This is a genomic window from Photobacterium sp., from assembly GCF_033720175.1.
Classification (GTDB): domain Bacteria; phylum Pseudomonadota; class Gammaproteobacteria; order Enterobacterales; family Vibrionaceae; genus Photobacterium.
This window is the reverse complement of record NZ_JAWWDA010000003.1, coordinates 124,466-142,404: the sequence shown is the minus strand read 5'-3', so window position 1 is coordinate 142,404 and position 17,939 is coordinate 124,466. Positions and strand designations below refer to the sequence as shown.

Annotated in this window: 14 protein-coding genes; 5 read left to right on the top strand and 9 right to left on the bottom strand. The window is 46.9% G+C overall.

The window, feature by feature from the left end; translation table 11 throughout:
* Positions 1–21: 21 nt before the first annotated feature.
* The 4 genes from R3289_RS05050 to R3289_RS05035 form a co-directional block, all read right to left on the bottom strand.
* A complete protein-coding gene (locus R3289_RS05050; RefSeq protein WP_318924401.1) occupies positions 22–1,326 on the bottom strand; it encodes an amidohydrolase in 1,305 nt (434 codons plus the stop codon).
* Positions 1,327–1,449: 123 nt separating this feature from the next.
* Complete coding sequence (locus R3289_RS05045; protein WP_318924400.1) at positions 1,450–2,550, bottom strand: lipocalin-like domain-containing protein; 1,101 nt, start codon at positions 2,548–2,550, stop codon at positions 1,450–1,452.
* Positions 2,551–2,576: 26 nt separating this feature from the next.
* Positions 2,577–5,036, bottom strand: coding sequence for an FtsX-like permease family protein (locus tag R3289_RS05040; protein ID WP_318924399.1), 2,460 nt, complete (start codon positions 5,034–5,036; stop codon positions 2,577–2,579).
* A complete protein-coding gene (locus R3289_RS05035; RefSeq protein ID WP_318924398.1) occupies positions 5,017–5,688 on the bottom strand; it encodes an ABC transporter ATP-binding protein in 672 nt (223 codons plus the stop codon). Before R3289_RS05035 ends, R3289_RS05040 begins: the two co-directional genes overlap by 20 nt.
* 628 nt (positions 5,689–6,316) lie before the next feature.
* Between R3289_RS05035 and R3289_RS05030 the strand changes: the two genes are divergently transcribed.
* The gene (locus tag R3289_RS05030) at positions 6,317–7,777 is read left to right on the top strand and encodes an SDR family oxidoreductase (RefSeq protein ID WP_318924397.1); all 1,461 of its coding nucleotides are present in this window, start codon (positions 6,317–6,319) and stop codon (positions 7,775–7,777) included.
* A gap of 55 nt (positions 7,778–7,832) precedes the next feature.
* On the opposite strand, the gene R3289_RS05025 is transcribed toward R3289_RS05030, so the two are convergent.
* The 4 genes from R3289_RS05025 to rsuA all read right to left on the bottom strand — a co-directional run bounded on the left by R3289_RS05025 (position 7,833) and on the right by rsuA (position 12,589).
* Positions 7,833–9,404, bottom strand: coding sequence for a BCCT family transporter (locus R3289_RS05025; protein ID WP_318924396.1), 1,572 nt, complete (start codon positions 9,402–9,404; stop codon positions 7,833–7,835).
* Positions 9,405–9,777: 373 nt separating this feature from the next.
* On the bottom strand, positions 9,778–10,440 hold the full coding sequence (locus tag R3289_RS05020; RefSeq protein WP_318924395.1) for a DUF2913 family protein: 663 nt from the start codon (positions 10,438–10,440) through the stop codon (positions 9,778–9,780).
* A 16-nt stretch (positions 10,441–10,456) separates the two neighbouring features.
* Positions 10,457–11,647 (bottom strand): Bcr/CflA family multidrug efflux MFS transporter, encoded by a 1,191-nt coding sequence (locus tag R3289_RS05015; RefSeq protein WP_318924394.1) that lies wholly within the window; start codon positions 11,645–11,647, stop codon positions 10,457–10,459.
* Between the two features lie 246 nt (positions 11,648–11,893).
* Positions 11,894–12,589, bottom strand: coding sequence for a 16S rRNA pseudouridine(516) synthase RsuA (gene rsuA, locus R3289_RS05010; protein ID WP_318924393.1), 696 nt, complete (start codon positions 12,587–12,589; stop codon positions 11,894–11,896).
* 276 nt (positions 12,590–12,865) lie between these two features.
* On the opposite strand from rsuA, the gene R3289_RS05005 reads away from it, so the two are divergent.
* The 3 genes from R3289_RS05005 to rplY all read left to right on the top strand — a co-directional run bounded on the left by R3289_RS05005 (position 12,866) and on the right by rplY (position 15,831).
* Positions 12,866–13,360, top strand: a complete 495-nt coding sequence (locus tag R3289_RS05005) for a GNAT family N-acetyltransferase (RefSeq protein ID WP_318924392.1) — start codon at positions 12,866–12,868, stop codon at positions 13,358–13,360.
* Between the two features lie 243 nt (positions 13,361–13,603).
* On the top strand, positions 13,604–15,346 hold the full coding sequence (locus R3289_RS05000) for a DEAD/DEAH box helicase (RefSeq protein ID WP_318924391.1): 1,743 nt from the start codon (positions 13,604–13,606) through the stop codon (positions 15,344–15,346).
* 206 nt (positions 15,347–15,552) lie between these two features.
* Positions 15,553–15,831, top strand: coding sequence for a 50S ribosomal protein L25 (gene rplY, locus R3289_RS04995; RefSeq protein ID WP_318924390.1), 279 nt, complete (start codon positions 15,553–15,555; stop codon positions 15,829–15,831).
* Between the two features lie 88 nt (positions 15,832–15,919).
* Here the strand turns inward: rplY and R3289_RS04990 are convergent, their stop codons facing one another.
* On the bottom strand, positions 15,920–16,174 hold the full coding sequence (locus R3289_RS04990) for a DUF1289 domain-containing protein (RefSeq protein WP_318924389.1): 255 nt from the start codon (positions 16,172–16,174) through the stop codon (positions 15,920–15,922).
* Positions 16,175–16,599: 425 nt separating this feature from the next.
* Here R3289_RS04990 and R3289_RS04985 point away from each other — a divergent pair, with 425 nt between their 5' ends.
* Positions 16,600–17,910: a glycoside hydrolase family 18 protein gene (locus R3289_RS04985; protein ID WP_318924388.1), complete on the top strand. Its 1,311-nt coding sequence runs from the start codon at positions 16,600–16,602 to the stop codon at positions 17,908–17,910.
* The last annotated feature ends 29 nt before the right edge of the window (positions 17,911–17,939 follow it).

The following is a 17,939-nucleotide window of genomic DNA, read 5'->3' as shown; positions in this document are numbered from 1 at the left end:
CCGGGCATGATTTCTCGCCCATCAATTTCCTCTGAATCGGTTTTGCAGCCGTTCAATCACGGCAGTAAACAACTTCACCCCCGGTAACATTCTGCTTTCATCAATATCGAAGTCGCCATTATGATGCCCGGCAGTCAGATCTGAACCCACCAGGCAATAAATGGCTTTCCCGCCCTTGGATTGGACACGGTCTACCAGATAACCCGCATCTTCACTGGCACCGAAGTCTTTTTCACGAATGACATCATTGAAACCACAGCTGTAGCCAACAGATGCCAGCAGTTCTACCAGCTCAATATCATTGTGTAAGCCTATTGCTTCGCCCTGGGCATGAACTTCAACGTTAACACCGTGCATCATAGATGAGGCCTGAGCAATCCGCTCAACCTGCTGGTACATATAGTCATTCAGATCGCGATTTTCACCACGAGTTTCACCTTTTAATATAGCTTTATCCGGAATAACGTTTCGCCCGTCGCCTGCCGTTAACTGGCCAACATTCACCCGGGTCATACCATCGCGATGACGGGGAATAGCCAGCATTTGCGTAACGGCCGTGCATGCTGCAGCCAATGCGTTGCACCCGGCATTAGGTTCAATACCGGCATGCGCTGGTTTGCCTTTAAAATGGAGATCAAATTTGGAACTACAGAGGAAATGCTGGGGGTCACACACTAATGTCCCGCTCGGTACATTCATACCGATATGGGCTGCAAAAAAATAATCAACATCATCCAGCCAGCCACTTTCGGCAATTGCCTTTCCGGCACGACAGCCTTCTTCCGCGGGTTGAAACAGTAATTTAATCTTACCTGATAGTTTTTCTTTATTTTCGGCCAGCACTTCAGCCAGACCCAAACCTATTGACGCATGCGCATCATGGCCACATGCGTGTGCGATTCCCGGCAGCAACGAGGCAAAACCGAGAAATCGCGGACGGTGTGAATCGTCCTGACTTTCCATCACCTCTACGGCATCAATATCAAAACGAAAAGCATAAACCGGTCCATCTCGCCCGGTATCAAGTTCCGCTCCAATACCGGTAACGCCATTCATTTTAGAGAGTATATTGGCATCCGCCCCCCAGCTCAGAGCGCGTTGCTGAGCGCCAGCGATACTGGTTTCATCTCGCCCCATAATGGCATCACGGGCAATAATACTGTCAGAAAAACATAACTCAAAACCAAGGTTTTCCAGAAGCCCGGCAATTCGACCGGTTGTAAAAAATTCACACCAGGCCGATTCTGGATAACGGTGAAATTCACGCCTATAGTTCATCAGGCGTTGCGATAACGCCTGCTCATCAAAAGTTAACTTGTTTACCACTTAATAATCCTATTACTTTTATGGCTAACGGGCAGGTTTACTCACATTAATCGTGCTCAACAATTGACTCCCATCCCTGTTTGCGTGCTATAACAAAAGGCCTGGTCGCTATATTTATTGATATTAGTAACCCGTTAATTCCATAAATCCTTGTCCTGAATGACTGCCCTTGACCTTAATTGGCCCTTCCCAGTACGGGAACGTAAAAGGTAACCACTGTTCCTTGCGGACAACTTCCGCTCTAAGCTCTATCTGTTGTGATGGTACATCAATACGCCAATCTAAGGGTAAACTCTTACCTGCAACGGAGGTGTATCCTAGTGGCGTTAATTGAATATCTTCCGGCCCTAACTGAACGACTTTGCCATCAGGCCAGCTAAGGGTGCCAAAATAAAATGGTTGACGATTTTTTTCCCTGATCTGGTAAAGCATCAAGGCACTCCCATCATCCAAATGAATAGAAAACCAATCCCAGCCCTGTTGGTTTTGCGCCAGCATAGTGCTGCTCCATTCACGATCGTACCAGCCATCTCCTTTTACCTTATACAGTTTGCCATCCAGCTCAAGGGTACCATCCACTTTGAGAAAAGGAGCACTGTAATAATATGAGGCGATATTTTCAGAACGGTGTTTCCGGCTGTACCCATCCTTTCCCTGCAGCACAATTGAACCTTGGTTGTTGATCTGCAGCCGGGCAGCCATATCACCATCTTGAAATTCCAGTAAGCCGGGGAATGGGCTCTGGCCTAAAGACCGCCATGACCAGTTATCTAACCAGGCACGGTACGGTTTGGTCATCACACCTGCCTGCCCGATCCCGCCACGGGCAAATCGCTCTGCAAACCAGTTTTTTTCCGCTGATGTCACCACAACATGAGCCATGAACATTTGTGGGGTTTTCCAACCACCGTCGCTTTCTGTTCCTGTCGCCAGACGAAATAAGGTCCATTGAACCCCGAATGTTTCGCCGTTTTCATCTTCAAGGTTGGCGGTCAGGTACCACCATTCCATTCTGAAACCAGGATGGCTGGAAAAATCACGAGGAAAACGGAGTTGATGGCCCTCGACAACAGGTTGATAGATATCCGAACTCACCTGCGTCAGTTGTTCTGCTGTCGTTGAACGCTCTTCTGCCTGCTCACAACCCAGTAAAAGCAAAATAAGCAGTGAGGTGACCCACCAGTGTTGTTTTTCTTTTACCTTTAAAATCAAAATACTGGGCATTAATTTTTGCAAATATAGCATCAACATCAGAAAGCCTCTCGTAGCGACAAGATAGCTGAACGTTTAACAAGACGCCACACTGGCCATGCCCCCGCGGCCAGAAGGACAAGTAAAGCGCTACCCAGCGACAGTAAATATTGTGTTGGGAAAAAATGAATGGGCATAGTCCAACCAAAGGAGTATTTCAAAACGACATCAATTAATAGCTGTGCTAATACGAGACCGAGCGGTAATGCCATCAGCGCTGTCATCAGGCCGATAACTAATAATTGCCCACCACCTAACGCTGCTAATTCACGTCCGGTCATACCCATGCAACGAAGCAAGGCGAACTGCCGCTGACGTGACACTTCACCAGCAACGGTAGCAAAGAACAGGCCGCAAACAGCAATAAATAACGTTAGCTTACCTAATGTCGCGGTCACAATAAACGTGCGGTCGAATACACGCATGGCTTGATTCATCAACTCGGCATTATTACGCACCCTTTCAGGCGGCAAACGGAAACGCTCGCCCACCTTCGCCATTAATTGAGTACTGTCGGCATTCTCTTCCAGATGAATGGCTAATCCAACCTGTCCGGCTTTCGGCCACAGAGCCTGCCAGTGCTTATTGGAAATCAGCACCTGCCCATATGGGTTACCGTAGTCATAATAAACCCCCGCGATGATCCAATCACCTATCATTGGCGCGGGCAGTTCGATCTTATCCCCGGGCCGCCATCCCTGCTTCAATGCTATTGATTCACTGACCATCACCGCTTGAGCATTATGCAGCTTGTACCAATAGTCCGGTTCAGCCACTTTGACCAACAAGGCGTCTTTCTCGCCGGCGCTGCCTCCGACACTCTTGACTTCTAATGTACCTGCATCAGTCGGCGTTTCTATGCGCCACTGCCACCAAACTTGCTCAACCTCTGGTTGTTGCTCCAGCCATTTCGCGATACGCGGAGCAACATTGTGCGACGGACGAACATAAATATCTGCCGCCAGACGTTGCCCCAGCCAACTTTCCGTTGTACTGCGGAAACTGCCCACCATGGTTTCCATACCAATATTCGAAGCAAGAGCCAGCATAAAGGCCATTGCGGCAACACCACGGTAGCTCAGGCTGGCTGCTGCATCGGAAAAAAACCAGCGCAGAGGTGCCGAACGGCAGAATAAGCCCAGCCTCTGGAATAACTGCCACAGTAAAAATGGCATCATCAATCCTGAAGCAATCAGGATACAGGCAATTAAGACAAACCCCGCTAACTGTCCATGAGGCAGTTGGTAAACAGCAATAGCAGCACCAATAAAAATGCATGAGAATAAGGCTTGCCACGCAAATTCACGTCCGCTGAACCGCACTAAGGCCATATGGGTTGCTAAACGTGCTGGCGGTGTTTTAATTAAGCGAATCATTGGCCAACCGCAGGCGAGCAAACTGCCAAATACCGCGATGGCAACACTGGCGGCGCCCCACTGCCAGTGCCAGGTCACAGACAAACTGACGTTGGCGCTATAGAGATCGCTTAACGTAGCCGCCACCGAAGGAAGCAGTTGCTGAGCCAATAAAAGACCTAACAAATTACCGCCAATCAGGCCCAATATAATCCAGACGATCAGCTCAATGAGCAGTGCCCCGGCCAGCTGAAAGCCAGACACGCCCGCTTGGCGTAACAACCCCACCAGAGGCTGTCGCTGAGATAATGACAATGACATTGCCTGATAGAAGATGAACAAACCGATGACAAAAGAGAGCATTCCCATCGCAAACAAATTGAGATGAAATGCATCCGTTAATGGCTCAAGTTTGGCTCCCTGGTGTCGTTCTAAGGTTAGTCCCGGCGGAAGTATATTGGAGAGTTTGGTCAGGTTTTTCTGTGCCATTTCTCCGCAAAGAACCGTCGTAATACCAGCGCTTGGATGCAGATCGCGCAGTAAGGCCATATCTGCGATCATTCTTGGACCGCCGGTACGTTCATCGTCAACGACGCGCAACGGCCCTATTTGTCTGCCAGTATCCAGCGTCAGCTTTTGCCCTTCCTCAACCCCCATATAGCTGGCTAACTGACTACCGATCATCACTGGATACGGTGGCTTCATCATCTCCAGCATCTGACCTCGGTATTGCCCCAGTTCTTTACCTCTGAGACTAGAGAACATGGCAACCGGATCGATACCGACAATTTCAACGTCTCGGCCTTGATCGGTGACAATACGGTGTTGGTCAAACGGTACACAGGTATTAAAGCCAGAGCGTCGCAGTTGGACATAAAACCCCTGCGGCACTTTCAGCCCCATTTGGACGTGACGAATTCGGTGAGGAAAAGGATTAGAAAAGAGCTGCTCACCTTGACGGTAACTTTCACGAGCCTGTTGGTTGATCGCCATCACACCCACTAACAGCGCAATACCTAAGGTCAGCCCTAACCAGACCAGTAAAATCTGAAATGGGTGACGGCGGTAATGCCCCCAAAGTGCTTTAGCTACAGGGCTTGACATCCAATTGTCCCCCCTGAAGACGAATACAACCACGCATGTGCGAAGCCACTTGTTTACTGTGTGTGACCAATAATAAAGTGCAATCAAGCTGATGAGTCAGATTAATCAGCAAGCGGATCACCGCGCCCGCATTGCGCTCATCCAGGCTACCGGTCGGTTCGTCAGCCAGCAGAATCTCGGGTTCCATATACAACGCTCTTGCAATCGCTGCACGTTGTTGCTGTCCACCCGACATTTCTTCAGGATAGCGCCCTAATAACGGCATCAGATCGAGAGCAGAGATGATCTGTCGCCACAGCTCGGGCTTTTCGTCCAGCCCCTTTAACTGACGGCAAAAACGAATATTATCGGCAATAGTCAACGTCGGTAAGAGATTAAATTGCTGGAATACCATACCAATGTTATTGCGACGGAATGCGGTACGTTCACGCTCTGAAATAGTGTGTATTGGCGTATTACCAATCCATATTTCGCCTGAATCGGCTGAATCTAACCCTGCAATTAAATTCAATAGGGTACTCTTACCGGAACCGCTCTCCCCCATCAACGCAAGTTGGTCACCTTGCTCCAGTTCAAGCTCAGCACCCTGTAAAACGGAATGGTATTCACCGCCATCCTGATAACCTTTACAAAGCTTAGCAAGTCGTAACATCTACGCCCCCGATAATGAAAAAGGTCTTAAAATAAAAAAGTTATATTACTGAATAAATGGCACAGTTTGCCATTCCAGCCGACAGTGAAATTTACAGCAAAGCCAGACGACGAGAAAGGACTTTCAGATCCTTAGCCATAAATAAAATGTAATGAATGACAAATTGACTACAAAAAGGCCAAATTGACTACAAGCAACTAACAATTTTTAATATTGAATCAACGACTTAAATCATTCACAGCTTAGAATATTTGTAGGACATTTCCGAATGGAGCCTCCAGACTTAATATATGCAACAACAAAAAAATCAATCCGCAACACCTCGGTTTCAGTTACCATTCACCAAGCTTGACCAGCCATAAAATATCGGCCAGATCACTGTTCAAAACAGCATAATTTGTCAAGCGATTGGCAATATATCATCAGAATGTAATGTCAAAAAACGCCGCGCAATGGCCGGAATGCAGGCTGTATAAATAGCCTTTGCATCGTGGCAGAACACACAACAGAAGTACGAGAAAGACAGGGCAATCTTTATCCGCTACAGTTAAGTACAATAACAACTTCTTTATAACAAAGGATAATTTCAGGGCATGACTTGGATTATTCTGCAGGGAGCATGCAACAGATGATCAAAACAGTTCTGGTAGTCGGCGCATCTGGTTATGTCGGTAGCCACCTGGTACCGGAATTAGCCAACAGTGGCTATCAGGTAAAGGCAACGGGACGAAGTCTGAAGTTGCTCCAGAAAAGAGGATGGAGCTCGCTGCCCAACATTGAACTTATCGAACTGGATTTAAACCAGAACACTGACCTTCGACCACTTCTTGCTGATGTTGATGCCGTTTTTTTCCTTGTTCACGGAATGAACCACGGTCATGATTTTATTGATTTCGAACTCGACGCTGCTCGTCATTTCAGTCAGGCTTTAAAACTGAGCCGGGTTCAGCGCGTTATCTACCTCGGCGCACTGCAATCGGTTAAAGGTTACTCCAAACACCTCGCCGCCCGAAAAGCCACCGGTGAAATATTGCGCGAGAGTGGTATTCCTATCACTGAACTCCGGGCCGGTATTATTATTGGTCCGGGCTCCGCAGCCTTCGAAGTTATGCGGGACTATATTTATAATTTACCGGTCATGCTGACTCCTAAATGGGTTAAGTCACGCAACTCCCCTATCGCCTTACGTAATGTTCTGCATTATTTACTGGAGCTGCTTCGCTTCACGCCTTCTCGTCACCAGATAATGGATGTTGCAGGGCCTGAGCAACTCTCCTACGAGTCGCAGATGCGTCAACTTGGCCGGTTAATCGGCAAAAATGTACATGTTATCCCGTTGCCTTTTTTACCCATCTCTGTCGCGGCCTATTGGCTAAAGTTCATTACATCAGTTCCGACCAATGTCGCTCGGGCTTTGGTCGGAGGATTACTGTTTGATCTTCCCGCTGACGGCAGTGCCATTCAGTCATTGATCCCTCAGTATCTGCTAACGTACGAGGAGGCGGTGAAAGAGACGCTTCGGCAAGAAACCGAAGTCGTTCGCAGCAGTGTATGGGGGTTCGATCCCGATGCCCTTGCTCGCTGGCAGCCGGGTTATGGTTATTACCCCAAGCAAGCCGGATACACGTTGAAAACCGATGCCAGCGCCGAGCAACTGTGGCGCCAGGTACAATTGATAGGCGGAAAAGAAGGCTATTTTTATGCCAATACATTATGGCGGATCCGGGAATGGCTCGACCATTTGATCGGGGGAAACGCCCTGACCCGCTTTCGTCGTGATCCACATACGCTTGAATTAGGCGATCGGGTCGATTCATGGAAAGTCATTAACATTGAACCCAATCGTTTTCTTTCCCTGTTATTTGGCATGAAAGCCCCGGGATTAGGACGATTAGAATTTACCATCGAAGACAAAGGTGAGTATCGCGAAGTCGATATTCGTGCCTGGTGGCACCCTGCAGGCTTTTCGGGGCTACTATACTGGTTTACGATGATGCCGGCCCACTTGTTCATATTCCGAGGCATGACACATGCGTTGGTAAAACGTTGCAAAGCGAAAGCACAGGAAGGTAAATCGGTCACTTTATAAATAAAAAAAGAGGTGCGAATGCACCTCTTTTCTACTGTCAGCATCAAAGCTATATTTATTGCTTTTGCGCCTGACTCATTTTCATCGCAGCTATCGGACCTGTTATTAGCGTTACAGCAACAATAAATGAAACCGGAACGGCAGTGATCACAATAAAGGATTGGAGTGCATTAAGCCCGCCATCTCCGGCAAGCAGCAGTACGGCAGCCACGCAGCCCATAATGATAGCCCAGAATAAACGGTGCACGCGGCTTGGCTTATCATCACCGGAAACAACCATGGCTATCGCATAAGCCATCGAATCACCGGTGGTCACAACGAATGTCGTTGTTAAGACAAGGAAGGCTGGCAGTATGATACCGCTATAAGGTAACTGAGACAGCGATGCCAATAATACCGCCGGCAAGCCAGCGTCATTTAGCGGACCCGAAATAATACCCGGTGTCTGTAGCTCCAGGAAAATACCTGTACCGCCCAGAACAGAGAACCAGAAGTTAGTTACAATCGGCGCACCAATCGCCACAGCCAACACCAGCTCTCGAATACTGCGGCCTTCAGAAATACGGGCAATAAAAATGGCCATCATTGGCGCAAAGCCAATAAACCATCCCCAGAAGAACCAGGTCCACCAGATATTCCAGTCTGCAGAGTCATTCGTCAGACTCATGGTAGGAAGGTTTGTCAGGTAACTGGCAAAGCCATTACCAAACTGCTCAAAGATGAACTGGGTAGGACCAAAAATCAGCATTACAAGCAGCAAGCCGAAAGCGCCAATAACATTCGCGCGGCTCAGCCATTGCAGCCCCTTATCCATGCCTGAAGCGGCAGAAAGTGAATAAGCCGCTACAACCGCTGCCAGAATGACCAGCTGTGAAGAGACGTTGTTTTCAATACCCGCGATCACTTCCAGGCTATAACCGAGTTGTGATGCCAAAAAGCCAATCGGGCCAATCGTACCAGCTGCCACAGCAATAATTGAGCAAGCATCAATAACCGCTCCCACCCAGTGATTTTCCAGGCGATCGCCCAGTAACGGGTACAGCAAGGCTCTCGGACGAAGCTTGACGCCGCCTTGATGGTGCGCGTACATCAGCACGATGGTTGCTAATGTGCCCAGAATCGACCAGGCAAGGAATCCCCAGTGTAAAAAACTCTGGCTTAGTGCCGGAACAACGGCTGAAGCGGTTGAGCCAACCACACCGTTATAGCTTGGAGAGGGAGTAATAAAATGATAAATAGGCTCTGCTGCTGACCAGAAGACACCGCCGCCAGCAAGTAACGTACACATTATCATTGCCAGCCAACGGAACGTACCGATAGACGGTTTGGCTAGGGTTCCCATCCGGGTTTTACCGTAACGACTGGCTGCAATGAGCAACGCTAAAGCAAAATTAACAACCATAAGCCATTGCCACCAGTAGCCAAACTGTGAGGCTGCTGATGAAAACAAAGACTGGATTAGGGTGGTAAATCGAGAGAGATCAAACAGTGCTGCCAGAAGAAACAGGCTGATAAAACCTATTGTTAGCGTTGGCACAAGTTTATCGCCAACATGGCGTTTTTTCGTATCTTTCGTTGTAGATGTTACGACTAATTTATTGCCAAGATGGCATGCGTTGCTTTGCATAAAATTCTCACTATCAGTGTGAGGGCGACACATTAGCAACAATTACTAGCCACATCCAGCATAAACACCATTAATTACAGTAATAAAACTACACCTTCTGTTGTTATATTACGAAAGATAAAGTGATATCAATTACTTAGGGCACTAAACTTTTTTTGGTTATTATTCTCTGAAATGACTGAACGGTCGATAATTACCCATCGCTAAAGAGAGGTCATCAATTACATCAACCGAGATTAGATACCCCTTTAATAAAAGCGGCTAAAATGACTGATAACGCGCCAAATACGATTTTCAGATAAAAAAATGGCCTGAATCAGGCCATTTTCCATTTGTACTCTATCTGTTTGCACCCTAATTATTATTACTTCAGCTACATTTCGCGTGTTGGTAACTCTGGTAAGTCAGCACCGTTATTGTTCGGATACAGGATATACTCACCGTGATACTTCACTTTCGATTTGTAATCAGTCACCTTGAACAACAGTAACCCCAGGCTGAATGCCGTATCAATGATCTCCTGAGCGCTACCGCGAACATAGAGCGATAGCGGCTTAGCCAGTTCAGTCGATCCGTCCGGGATAGAAAATACGTCGCGGAATTGCTTCACGCACACCACTAGAGACGCCTGCCCCTCTGTATGGTGGGTAACCTTGCGGGTTACTTCAAACTCAGTGGTGACCATCCAGCCTTTCTGCTCTAGCGACTGATAAAGCGACTGAACCTGATCACGCGTAATGATCATAGCCTTACCATCATCGCCGCGGACACCCTCATAGGCCTCTGCAATATGTTCAAAATTTTGCTTTAGCTGGGCATTCTTACCCATACTGCGAGCTTGCTGCTGCCAAGTCATCAGTGTTTGTACGACACAACGGTCGAAAGCCTGCTGCTTAATTGCTCTTGTCACCCATGCACTGAGAAAATGCGTTTCGCTCACGGGGTTTTTCTGTATTTTTCCGGATAGCTGAGATTCTTCGAGTTCTTTTAAACCCGCCGTTACCAGCTTGTAAATTTCTTGAGAGTAAATCGCCATTGTTTTCCTTACACCTTTACGCTTCTCTGGACATGAACCAGTAGAAACCGGCTGAGAGCAATGCACAAGCCGCCATAGTTAACGCCATAGGCCAGACGGTGGCATCAGGCATCATCGCAACAGCCCCTCCCACCACAGTTCCCGTACCAAAACGTATTGTACCCGCTAACGATGAAGCGGTTCCGGCCATATGCGGGTACTTCGCCAATAAACACGCCATGGTATTACTGCCTATGATTGAGATCGTACCAACAAAAAGCATGACAGGGATAACTACCCCCCACAAGCCCAGGTGAAATATCTGACCAAGGATCAATCCAATACCTGCGATTAATTGGACGACCAATCCAAAACGCAGCATCCAGTGAGATCCCATCTTCTTCACTAACCGGCCATTAATACTGGTCATCAGGATCAGACAGATCACGTTTAAACCAAACAAATAACCAAAGTTCTGAGTACTTACCTGATAAAGATCGATATAAACAAATGAGCCTACAGTAAGAAACGTAAACATACCGGCAAAAGAAAAACCGCTACAGAAGACAAAACCAACGGCAGTTGGCGTCGTCATCAATCTGGCGTAATTACGTAATGTCGAACCCAGATGGAAAGGCAGCCGTTTCTCGGCTGGCAGTGTTTCCGGTATTTTCAACAGCACCGCCAGAATCACCAGTACGGCACATATTGCCAGCAACCAGAAAATAGACCGCCAGCCAAACCAAACGGATATATATCCCCCAATCATCGGGGCAGCCAATGGCGCGATTGTCATAACGAGAGTCACAAATGACATGGTACGAGCGAACTCTTCACGCTCAAACATATCCCGAACCAACGCCTGAATAATCACCGCGGCTGATGCTCCGGCAAACCCCTGTGCGGCACGAAACCAGGTTAACTCAACAATATCGCGACTCATCGCGCTCATCACTGCGGCAATGGTAAAAAACACAATGCCTATGATCAGTATCGGACGACGTCCATAACTGTCAGCGAGCGGACCATGCAGTAACTGCCCGATAGCAAAGCCTGCGGTATAAGCCGTCAATGTTGTTTGTACCAAGCCGGGAGTCACCGCCAAATCTTTAGCAATCGCGGGCATTGCTGGCAGATACATATCAATCGCCAGCGGTGTAAGTGCAGCAATCGCACCAAGAATTATAATCAGCTGCAGACTCAGTTTTTGGCTGTCTTGTCGGGTCATATATTCACTACGTGTACTGTTATTTTTGCAAAGAACAGTATGGGAAAAATTAAGAAATGTATTGTACGATGAATTGATCGATTTTATTCTTTCCCGTCAGGAATAGATCAGTTTCTCTTTCATTAAACCACAGCCACAACTATTTGGAGGAGGATACTCCTGAGGTATGAAAGGGGGGATGCAATGAAATGAAACCAAACCACTCCAAAATGCAAAGTTCAGCATCTTAAAGTAGTCTTGGACTCGTTACTTCAGAAAAGACGCTATCTCTTCGTCTGTCAGGGGACGGTACTCCCCCGGTTCCAGTTCGTCATCCAGTACCACCTTACCCACTTGCTGGCGGTGAAGTCCGACAACTTTGTTACCAACGGCGGCAAACATACGTTTTACCTGGTGATATTTACCTTCAGAAATCGTCAGTAAGGCTTCTCGCTCACCGAGCAACTCTAATTTAGCTGGACGCGTTATTTCTTTTTCGCTACGTAACTGAACACCGTCAGCAAAAGTCTGAATAGTTTCTTCCGGAACAGGATCTGCCAATTCAACGTGATACGTTTTTTCACACACATGGCGAGGCGAAGTAACACGGTGTGACCACTGGCCATCATCCGTTAATAAAACCAAGCCTGTCGTATCACCGTCTAAACGGCCAGCGACGTGCATTTTTTCCGGGCTGACTTCATCAATTAACACGAAAACCGTCGGGTTATGATCATCCACATGCGAACAGACAAAACCTTGCGGCTTGTTTAGCATAAAATATCGCGGCCCTTGTAAGGCTAAGATGCGACCATTAAATTCAACTTCGCAATCGTCGGTGATTTGAAACGAACCGTTTTTTATAATCTCGCCATTCACTTCAATTAACTTGTCTTTCAGTAGCTTACCGGCTTCTCTGCGAGTAATACCCAAAGTGGTACCTAAGAATTTATCAAGCCTCATCACGGGCTCCACATGTTACAAAAGGGTCCGTATTATAAAAAGCTCCGTCATAACTTGCATTAAAAACTTACCGTTATACTGATCTCTGATTATCCAATGAGTAAAAATCAACACTCATCGCAAAATTTCTGACCTTTTTCATCGAACTATTACTAAGCTCAAAAAAGTGGAACATTTTTATTCTAAACCAGTCTTAAAGGATGGACACTCTACAGACTCGTTACGTATTATCAGTAGCCAAACAAGAGTGAATCGACTAACAAACAAGGTTAATCTATGAAAATCTCACTTGTTGCGCCAAGTCAGTCTTCTATTGACATGCTATTAAAACTCGTCGAAGAACTATTTGCTTACGAAGCACTCCCGCAAAAAATTGATCAGACAAGACAAGCTATACACCAGCTGCTAAATGACCCGGAATTAGGACAAGCATGGTTTATTGAAGTGGAACATGACGGCGAGAAAGCGATCGCAGGTCACATCATCGTCAGTTACAGCTTTAGCCTTGAGCACGGCGGCCGTGTCGGCTTTATCGATCAGTTTTTCCTCAAGCCTGAATGGCGCCAGCAAGGTATCGGTACCGAACTGATCCCTCAAATTGAACACCATCTAGCCAAGAACGGTGTCCACGCCCTGTCACTAGAAATAAACATCGGTAACTCTGGTGCACGTCGTTTTTATGAAAAACATGATTTTGTACCACGTCGCCAATTCTGCATGATGACAAAAATTATCACACCGGAAGAAGTTCCACTTACCATAGCATCATAACTTTGCCGTCATAAACAAGGCGTCGTCAACATCCCTGTTTAGCCGGGCTCACAAAAGTGGGCCCAAAGAGACTCCTGAGCCACTCAGGTGGCCTTGATCACTTTCATAGCCTCTCCATTGCCATTGGTTCCTTTATGCCCAAGTGACCTCAAGATACTGAATTCTCGCTCAACGCTGCATCTTGAGGTCGTTTGGGTATCTAGGTACACTGCCAGTCCAGTTTCCATTACTATTTGCTCGAACATGTATACCCTTCGCCCCTATCAGCAAGACAGTGTCAAAGCCACTATTCATTACTTTCGGAAAAATAGCAGCCCTGCAGTATTAGCATTGCCAACAGGCGCTGGTAAAAGCCTGGTTGTCGCTGAATTGGCCCGTATCGCCAGGGGGCGGGTCTTGGTATTAACCCATGTAAAAGAACTGGTTGAGCAAAACCACAGCAAGTATGAAAGTTATGGCCTGAAAGCGTCGATATTTTCTGCCGGTTTAGGCCGTAAAGAAACCGATCGTCAAGTGGTGTTTGCCTCCGTACAATCGATGGCTAACAGCCTGGAACAATTTGCGAATGAATTTTCGTTGTTGGTCATCGATGAATGCCACCGCGTACCGGACGATGAAAACAGTGCTTATCGCCGGGTTATCTCTCACCTGCAGAAAATCAATCCGGGTATTAAGATCCTTGGCCTGACCGCGACCCCCTATCGCTTAGGCATGGGCTGGATCTATAAATACCATACCCGGGGACAAGTAAAAACCGAGCAGGAACGCTTCTTCAGGGATTGTATCTTTGAACTCCCTATTCGCTATCTATTAGATGAAAATTTTCTGACGGAACCTAAAGTCATGGATATGGCTGTTATCGGCTATGATTTTTCCAGCCTGACGCCATCGGCATCCGGACATTACCGCGAGTCTGATTTAGATAACGTTATAGAAAAATCGAGCCGGGCCACACCAATGATCATCGAGCAGGTTATCGATTACGCCAAAGATCGACGCGGGGTTATGATTTTTGCATCAACGGTAAATCATGCCCAAGAGATCATGAGTTATTTGCACAACGAAAATGCTGCGTTAGTGGTGGGTGACACGCCTCTTGATGAACGGGATCGCATTATCAATGCCTTTAAGCGTCAGGAAATTAAATACTTAGTCAATGTATCGGTACTCACAACGGGGTTCGATGCTCCCCATGTCGATCTTATCGCCATTCTGCGCCCGACAGAATCTATCAGTTTGTACCAGCAGATTGTCGGTCGTGGGCTCCGCCTGTTTGAGGGTAAAAAAGATTGTCTGGTTCTGGAGTACGCTGGAAACTGTTATGACTTGTATCAGCCAGAAGTCGGTGATCCTAAGCCCAACAGCGACAGCGAAGTCATTATGGTTCCCTGCCCTGCTTGCGGCTTCAACAATAGCTTCTGGGGGAAATTAGACCCTGCAGGCTTTCTGGTTGAACACTACGGCAGACGTTGCCAGGGCTATTTTGAAGATGATGATGGCGAACGAGAAGAATGTGGTTATCGCTTCCGCGCCAAGTATTGCGAGGAGTGTGGTGCCGATAATGATATCGCAGCCCGCCGTTGCCACCAATGTCATGCTGTGATGGTCGATCCGGATAAAAAATTACGGGATGCACTAAAACTCAAAGATGCGATGATCATGAAATGCGTTGATTTGCGCCTTGAAGCAGGTAAAAACAAATTTGATAAGCCTCAGCTTAAAGTCATTTATATCAGCGACGAAGGCTCTGAAATCAGCGAGGTCTGGCCGCTGTCGACAAAGACCCAGAAAGCAGCATTTTTAAAGAAATTCATTAACCCGCACCTGGTCGACCGTCATCGCCCTTTCACCGATACTGCACCCACTAAAGTGGCCAATAATGAACACCGATTACGTCCGCCAGAGATCGTGATCACAAGAAAAAGCGGGCGTTTTTGGGTCATTCGCGACAAGCTGTTCGATCTTAACCAGTACAAAAAAGAGTAACCCAACCGGCATAAAACAGGCCGGTGACTTCCCAGACAGAATGCCGAAAAATCATTCGTTTACACCTCAATTTCCTAATTAAATCAAGAAGGCAATAATTAGCCTTGCTAAGACTTGGCCTGAATGTTAGTATCCGCGCTCGTTTTTACGACATTGAGTAAGGTCGCATTACTCAGTGAACTTAATGAAATTAAAGAGTATTTAATATGAAATTTGAAGCAGTTGTACGTACTGACCTAGGTAAAGGTGCGAGCCGCCGTCTACGTCACGCAGAAAAATTCCCAGCTATCGTTTACGGTGGCGAAGCAGCTCCTGTTGCAATCGAGATCGTACACAGCGATATCATCAACCAGATGGATAAGCCTGAGTTCTACGAAGGCATCATTCTTGTAATTGATGGTCAAGAAGTTAAGGTTAAGCCACAAGACATCCAACGTCACGTGTACAAGCCAAAAGTTGAGCACATGGACTTTAAACGCATCTAATTGCGACGCCATACTCAATCAAAAAGCGCCTAACGGCGCTTTTTTTGTTTTTGTACTTTTTTCAGGCTGGGTATCATATGAACAACAGTTAGAAAAGGCTCTGCTGAGAATCGTCTTCTGATATTGATTCTGCCGACGCCTTTTCAGCCTTTGCTTGCCTGACCATTCGAATATAGCGCTGGTGACATAAGCGGATTGTGTTGCGCTGCTGGTCAGCCGTCATATTTTGCCAGTTAAACCGTTCATCCCGGCTTCTCATGCACCCTCTGCAATAACCGCGCTCATTAACCTGACAGATACCAACGCAAGGGCTGGGAATAGAAAAAAATTCAAGTTGTTCCATATCTCCCCCCTAACTATAAATAATAGCCTATTGCTCAAACTCTCCCTTTATTATTCAATCAAGCTCATTTGATTCTATCACCACACCGTACAAGGCCAAATCTGTATATACGAGCAAGCCAGCGGTAATCGATACACGATCTATGGCCAAACCATTTCAAGCTGCAGTGTTCAGCAAGAGTTCACATTATTTCTATCCATTTACCTATGTGACATTTAATTACTTGATATCCGCTTAATAAATGACTTTCTCTTCAATCAGTCCGGCCGTTTCAAGATTTGCCCCGCAACTTAACGATGAGCATTTTGATAAAAGGAAAGAACCACCAATCATATTAAGTCACAGATCATTCAACGATTATTATTTATCGAAACCGATATGACTCCCTTACTCACCAGTTTTACGTTCGCCTACAAGGACCGTTTATGAAACACACTTTAACAGCAGCGCTAATCGCCAGCTTGCTGGCACCGGCTGCGCTTGCGGATCAGCAAGTGATTGCAGGATATTTTGCAGACTGGCAATATGCGAATGAGCAAAAGCCCTACACCGTGAAAGATATTCCGGCAGACAAGCTAACCCATGTGATCTATGCATTTCTGAGTATGTGCGGATCACATACGGGGGCATCAGAAAAGGTGCAGCAACAAGTTGCCTCTGCATGTCAAGACAAAGCCCCATTCACTGCTATTGTCGTGGATCAAAAAGCGGCACTCGATATTGATTTTGGCACAGTCAGTGTTAATGTCCCTTACCAGGGCCACTTTGCCCAATTAGCCGAGCTTAAAAAGAAACACCCGGATCTGAAGATCTTACCGAGCTTCGGTGGATGGACAATGTCTGAACCTTTTCATGACATGGTGAAAAATCAAGCAAATATTCGCCACTTTGCAAAAACTGCTGTTGAGCTGATTGCAAAATATGATTTTTTCGACGGCATCGATCTTGACTGGGAATACCCTGGCGGTGGTGGCCATACAACATCACCCTGGAATGAAAAAACAAAATTGTCGGATGATCAAAAAGCGGCAGAACGCGACGCCTATACTTTCTTGGTTAAAACACTGCGTGCCGATCTGGATCAACTGGCAATAACGACCAAGCGTGACTACGAGCTCTCTACCGCTGTAGGTGTTGGCCCTAAAGCGGCACAAATTGACTGGTCAGGCGCTGCACCCTATCTGACACATATGTTTGCGATGACCTACGACTTCCTTGGCGGCTGGGGCCAGCAGACAGGCCACCTGACTAACCTGCATGCTACAGATCGGAGCTGGTGGGGAATGGGGGCAGATGCTTTTATCAGTCAGATGATTGAGGTTGGTATTCCACAAAATAAACTCGTGCTTGGCGCCGCGTATTACGGTCGTGGCTGGGAAGGCACCCAAGACTTTGATGGTAAGCTGCCAACCAACTCACTCGTGTCAGAAAAAGGGGCAAGCATCGGTACTGACAAAGATGAGCCGGGCTATTTTATGTACTGGGATCTGAAGCAGAACTATACCCCGGAGCAAGGTTACAAGTATGGCTATGATAAAGAGGCTGAAGCCCCGTTCTTGTGGCATCCGGAGAAAAAAGTATTCATCAGCTTTGAAGACAAACATTCTGTAAAAGCCAAAACTGAGTGGGTCAAACAAAAAGGCCTGGCCGGTATGTTTACCTGGGAACTTTCCGGTGATCCAACCGGCGAATTAACAGAAACCATGTATCAAACATTGAAAGGCGATAAGTCTTAATCATTTCAGATCAGAAATGATGCGGTTTC

Coding starts and splice junctions, on each gene's coding strand:
- R3289_RS05045 (WP_318924400.1), bottom strand. CDS start 2,550: ATGCCCAGTATTTTGATTTTAAAGGTAAAAGAAAAACAACACTGGTGG.
- R3289_RS05040 (WP_318924399.1), bottom strand. CDS start 5,036: ATGTCAAGCCCTGTAGCTAAAGCACTTTGGGGGCATTACCGCCGTCAC.
- R3289_RS05035 (WP_318924398.1), bottom strand. CDS start 5,688: ATGTTACGACTTGCTAAGCTTTGTAAAGGTTATCAGGATGGCGGTGAA.
- R3289_RS05030 (WP_318924397.1), top strand. CDS start 6,317: ATGATCAAAACAGTTCTGGTAGTCGGCGCATCTGGTTATGTCGGTAGC.
- R3289_RS05025 (WP_318924396.1), bottom strand. CDS start 9,404: ATGCAAAGCAACGCATGCCATCTTGGCAATAAATTAGTCGTAACATCT.
- R3289_RS05020 (WP_318924395.1), bottom strand. CDS start 10,440: ATGGCGATTTACTCTCAAGAAATTTACAAGCTGGTAACGGCGGGTTTA.
- R3289_RS05015 (WP_318924394.1), bottom strand. CDS start 11,647: ATGACCCGACAAGACAGCCAAAAACTGAGTCTGCAGCTGATTATAATT.
- rsuA (WP_318924393.1), bottom strand. CDS start 12,589: ATGAGGCTTGATAAATTCTTAGGTACCACTTTGGGTATTACTCGCAGA.
- R3289_RS05005 (WP_318924392.1), top strand. CDS start 12,866: ATGAAAATCTCACTTGTTGCGCCAAGTCAGTCTTCTATTGACATGCTA.
- R3289_RS05000 (WP_318924391.1), top strand. CDS start 13,604: ATGTATACCCTTCGCCCCTATCAGCAAGACAGTGTCAAAGCCACTATT.
- rplY (WP_318924390.1), top strand. CDS start 15,553: ATGAAATTTGAAGCAGTTGTACGTACTGACCTAGGTAAAGGTGCGAGC.
- R3289_RS04990 (WP_318924389.1), bottom strand. CDS start 16,174: ATGGAACAACTTGAATTTTTTTCTATTCCCAGCCCTTGCGTTGGTATC.
- R3289_RS04985 (WP_318924388.1), top strand. CDS start 16,600: ATGAAACACACTTTAACAGCAGCGCTAATCGCCAGCTTGCTGGCACCG.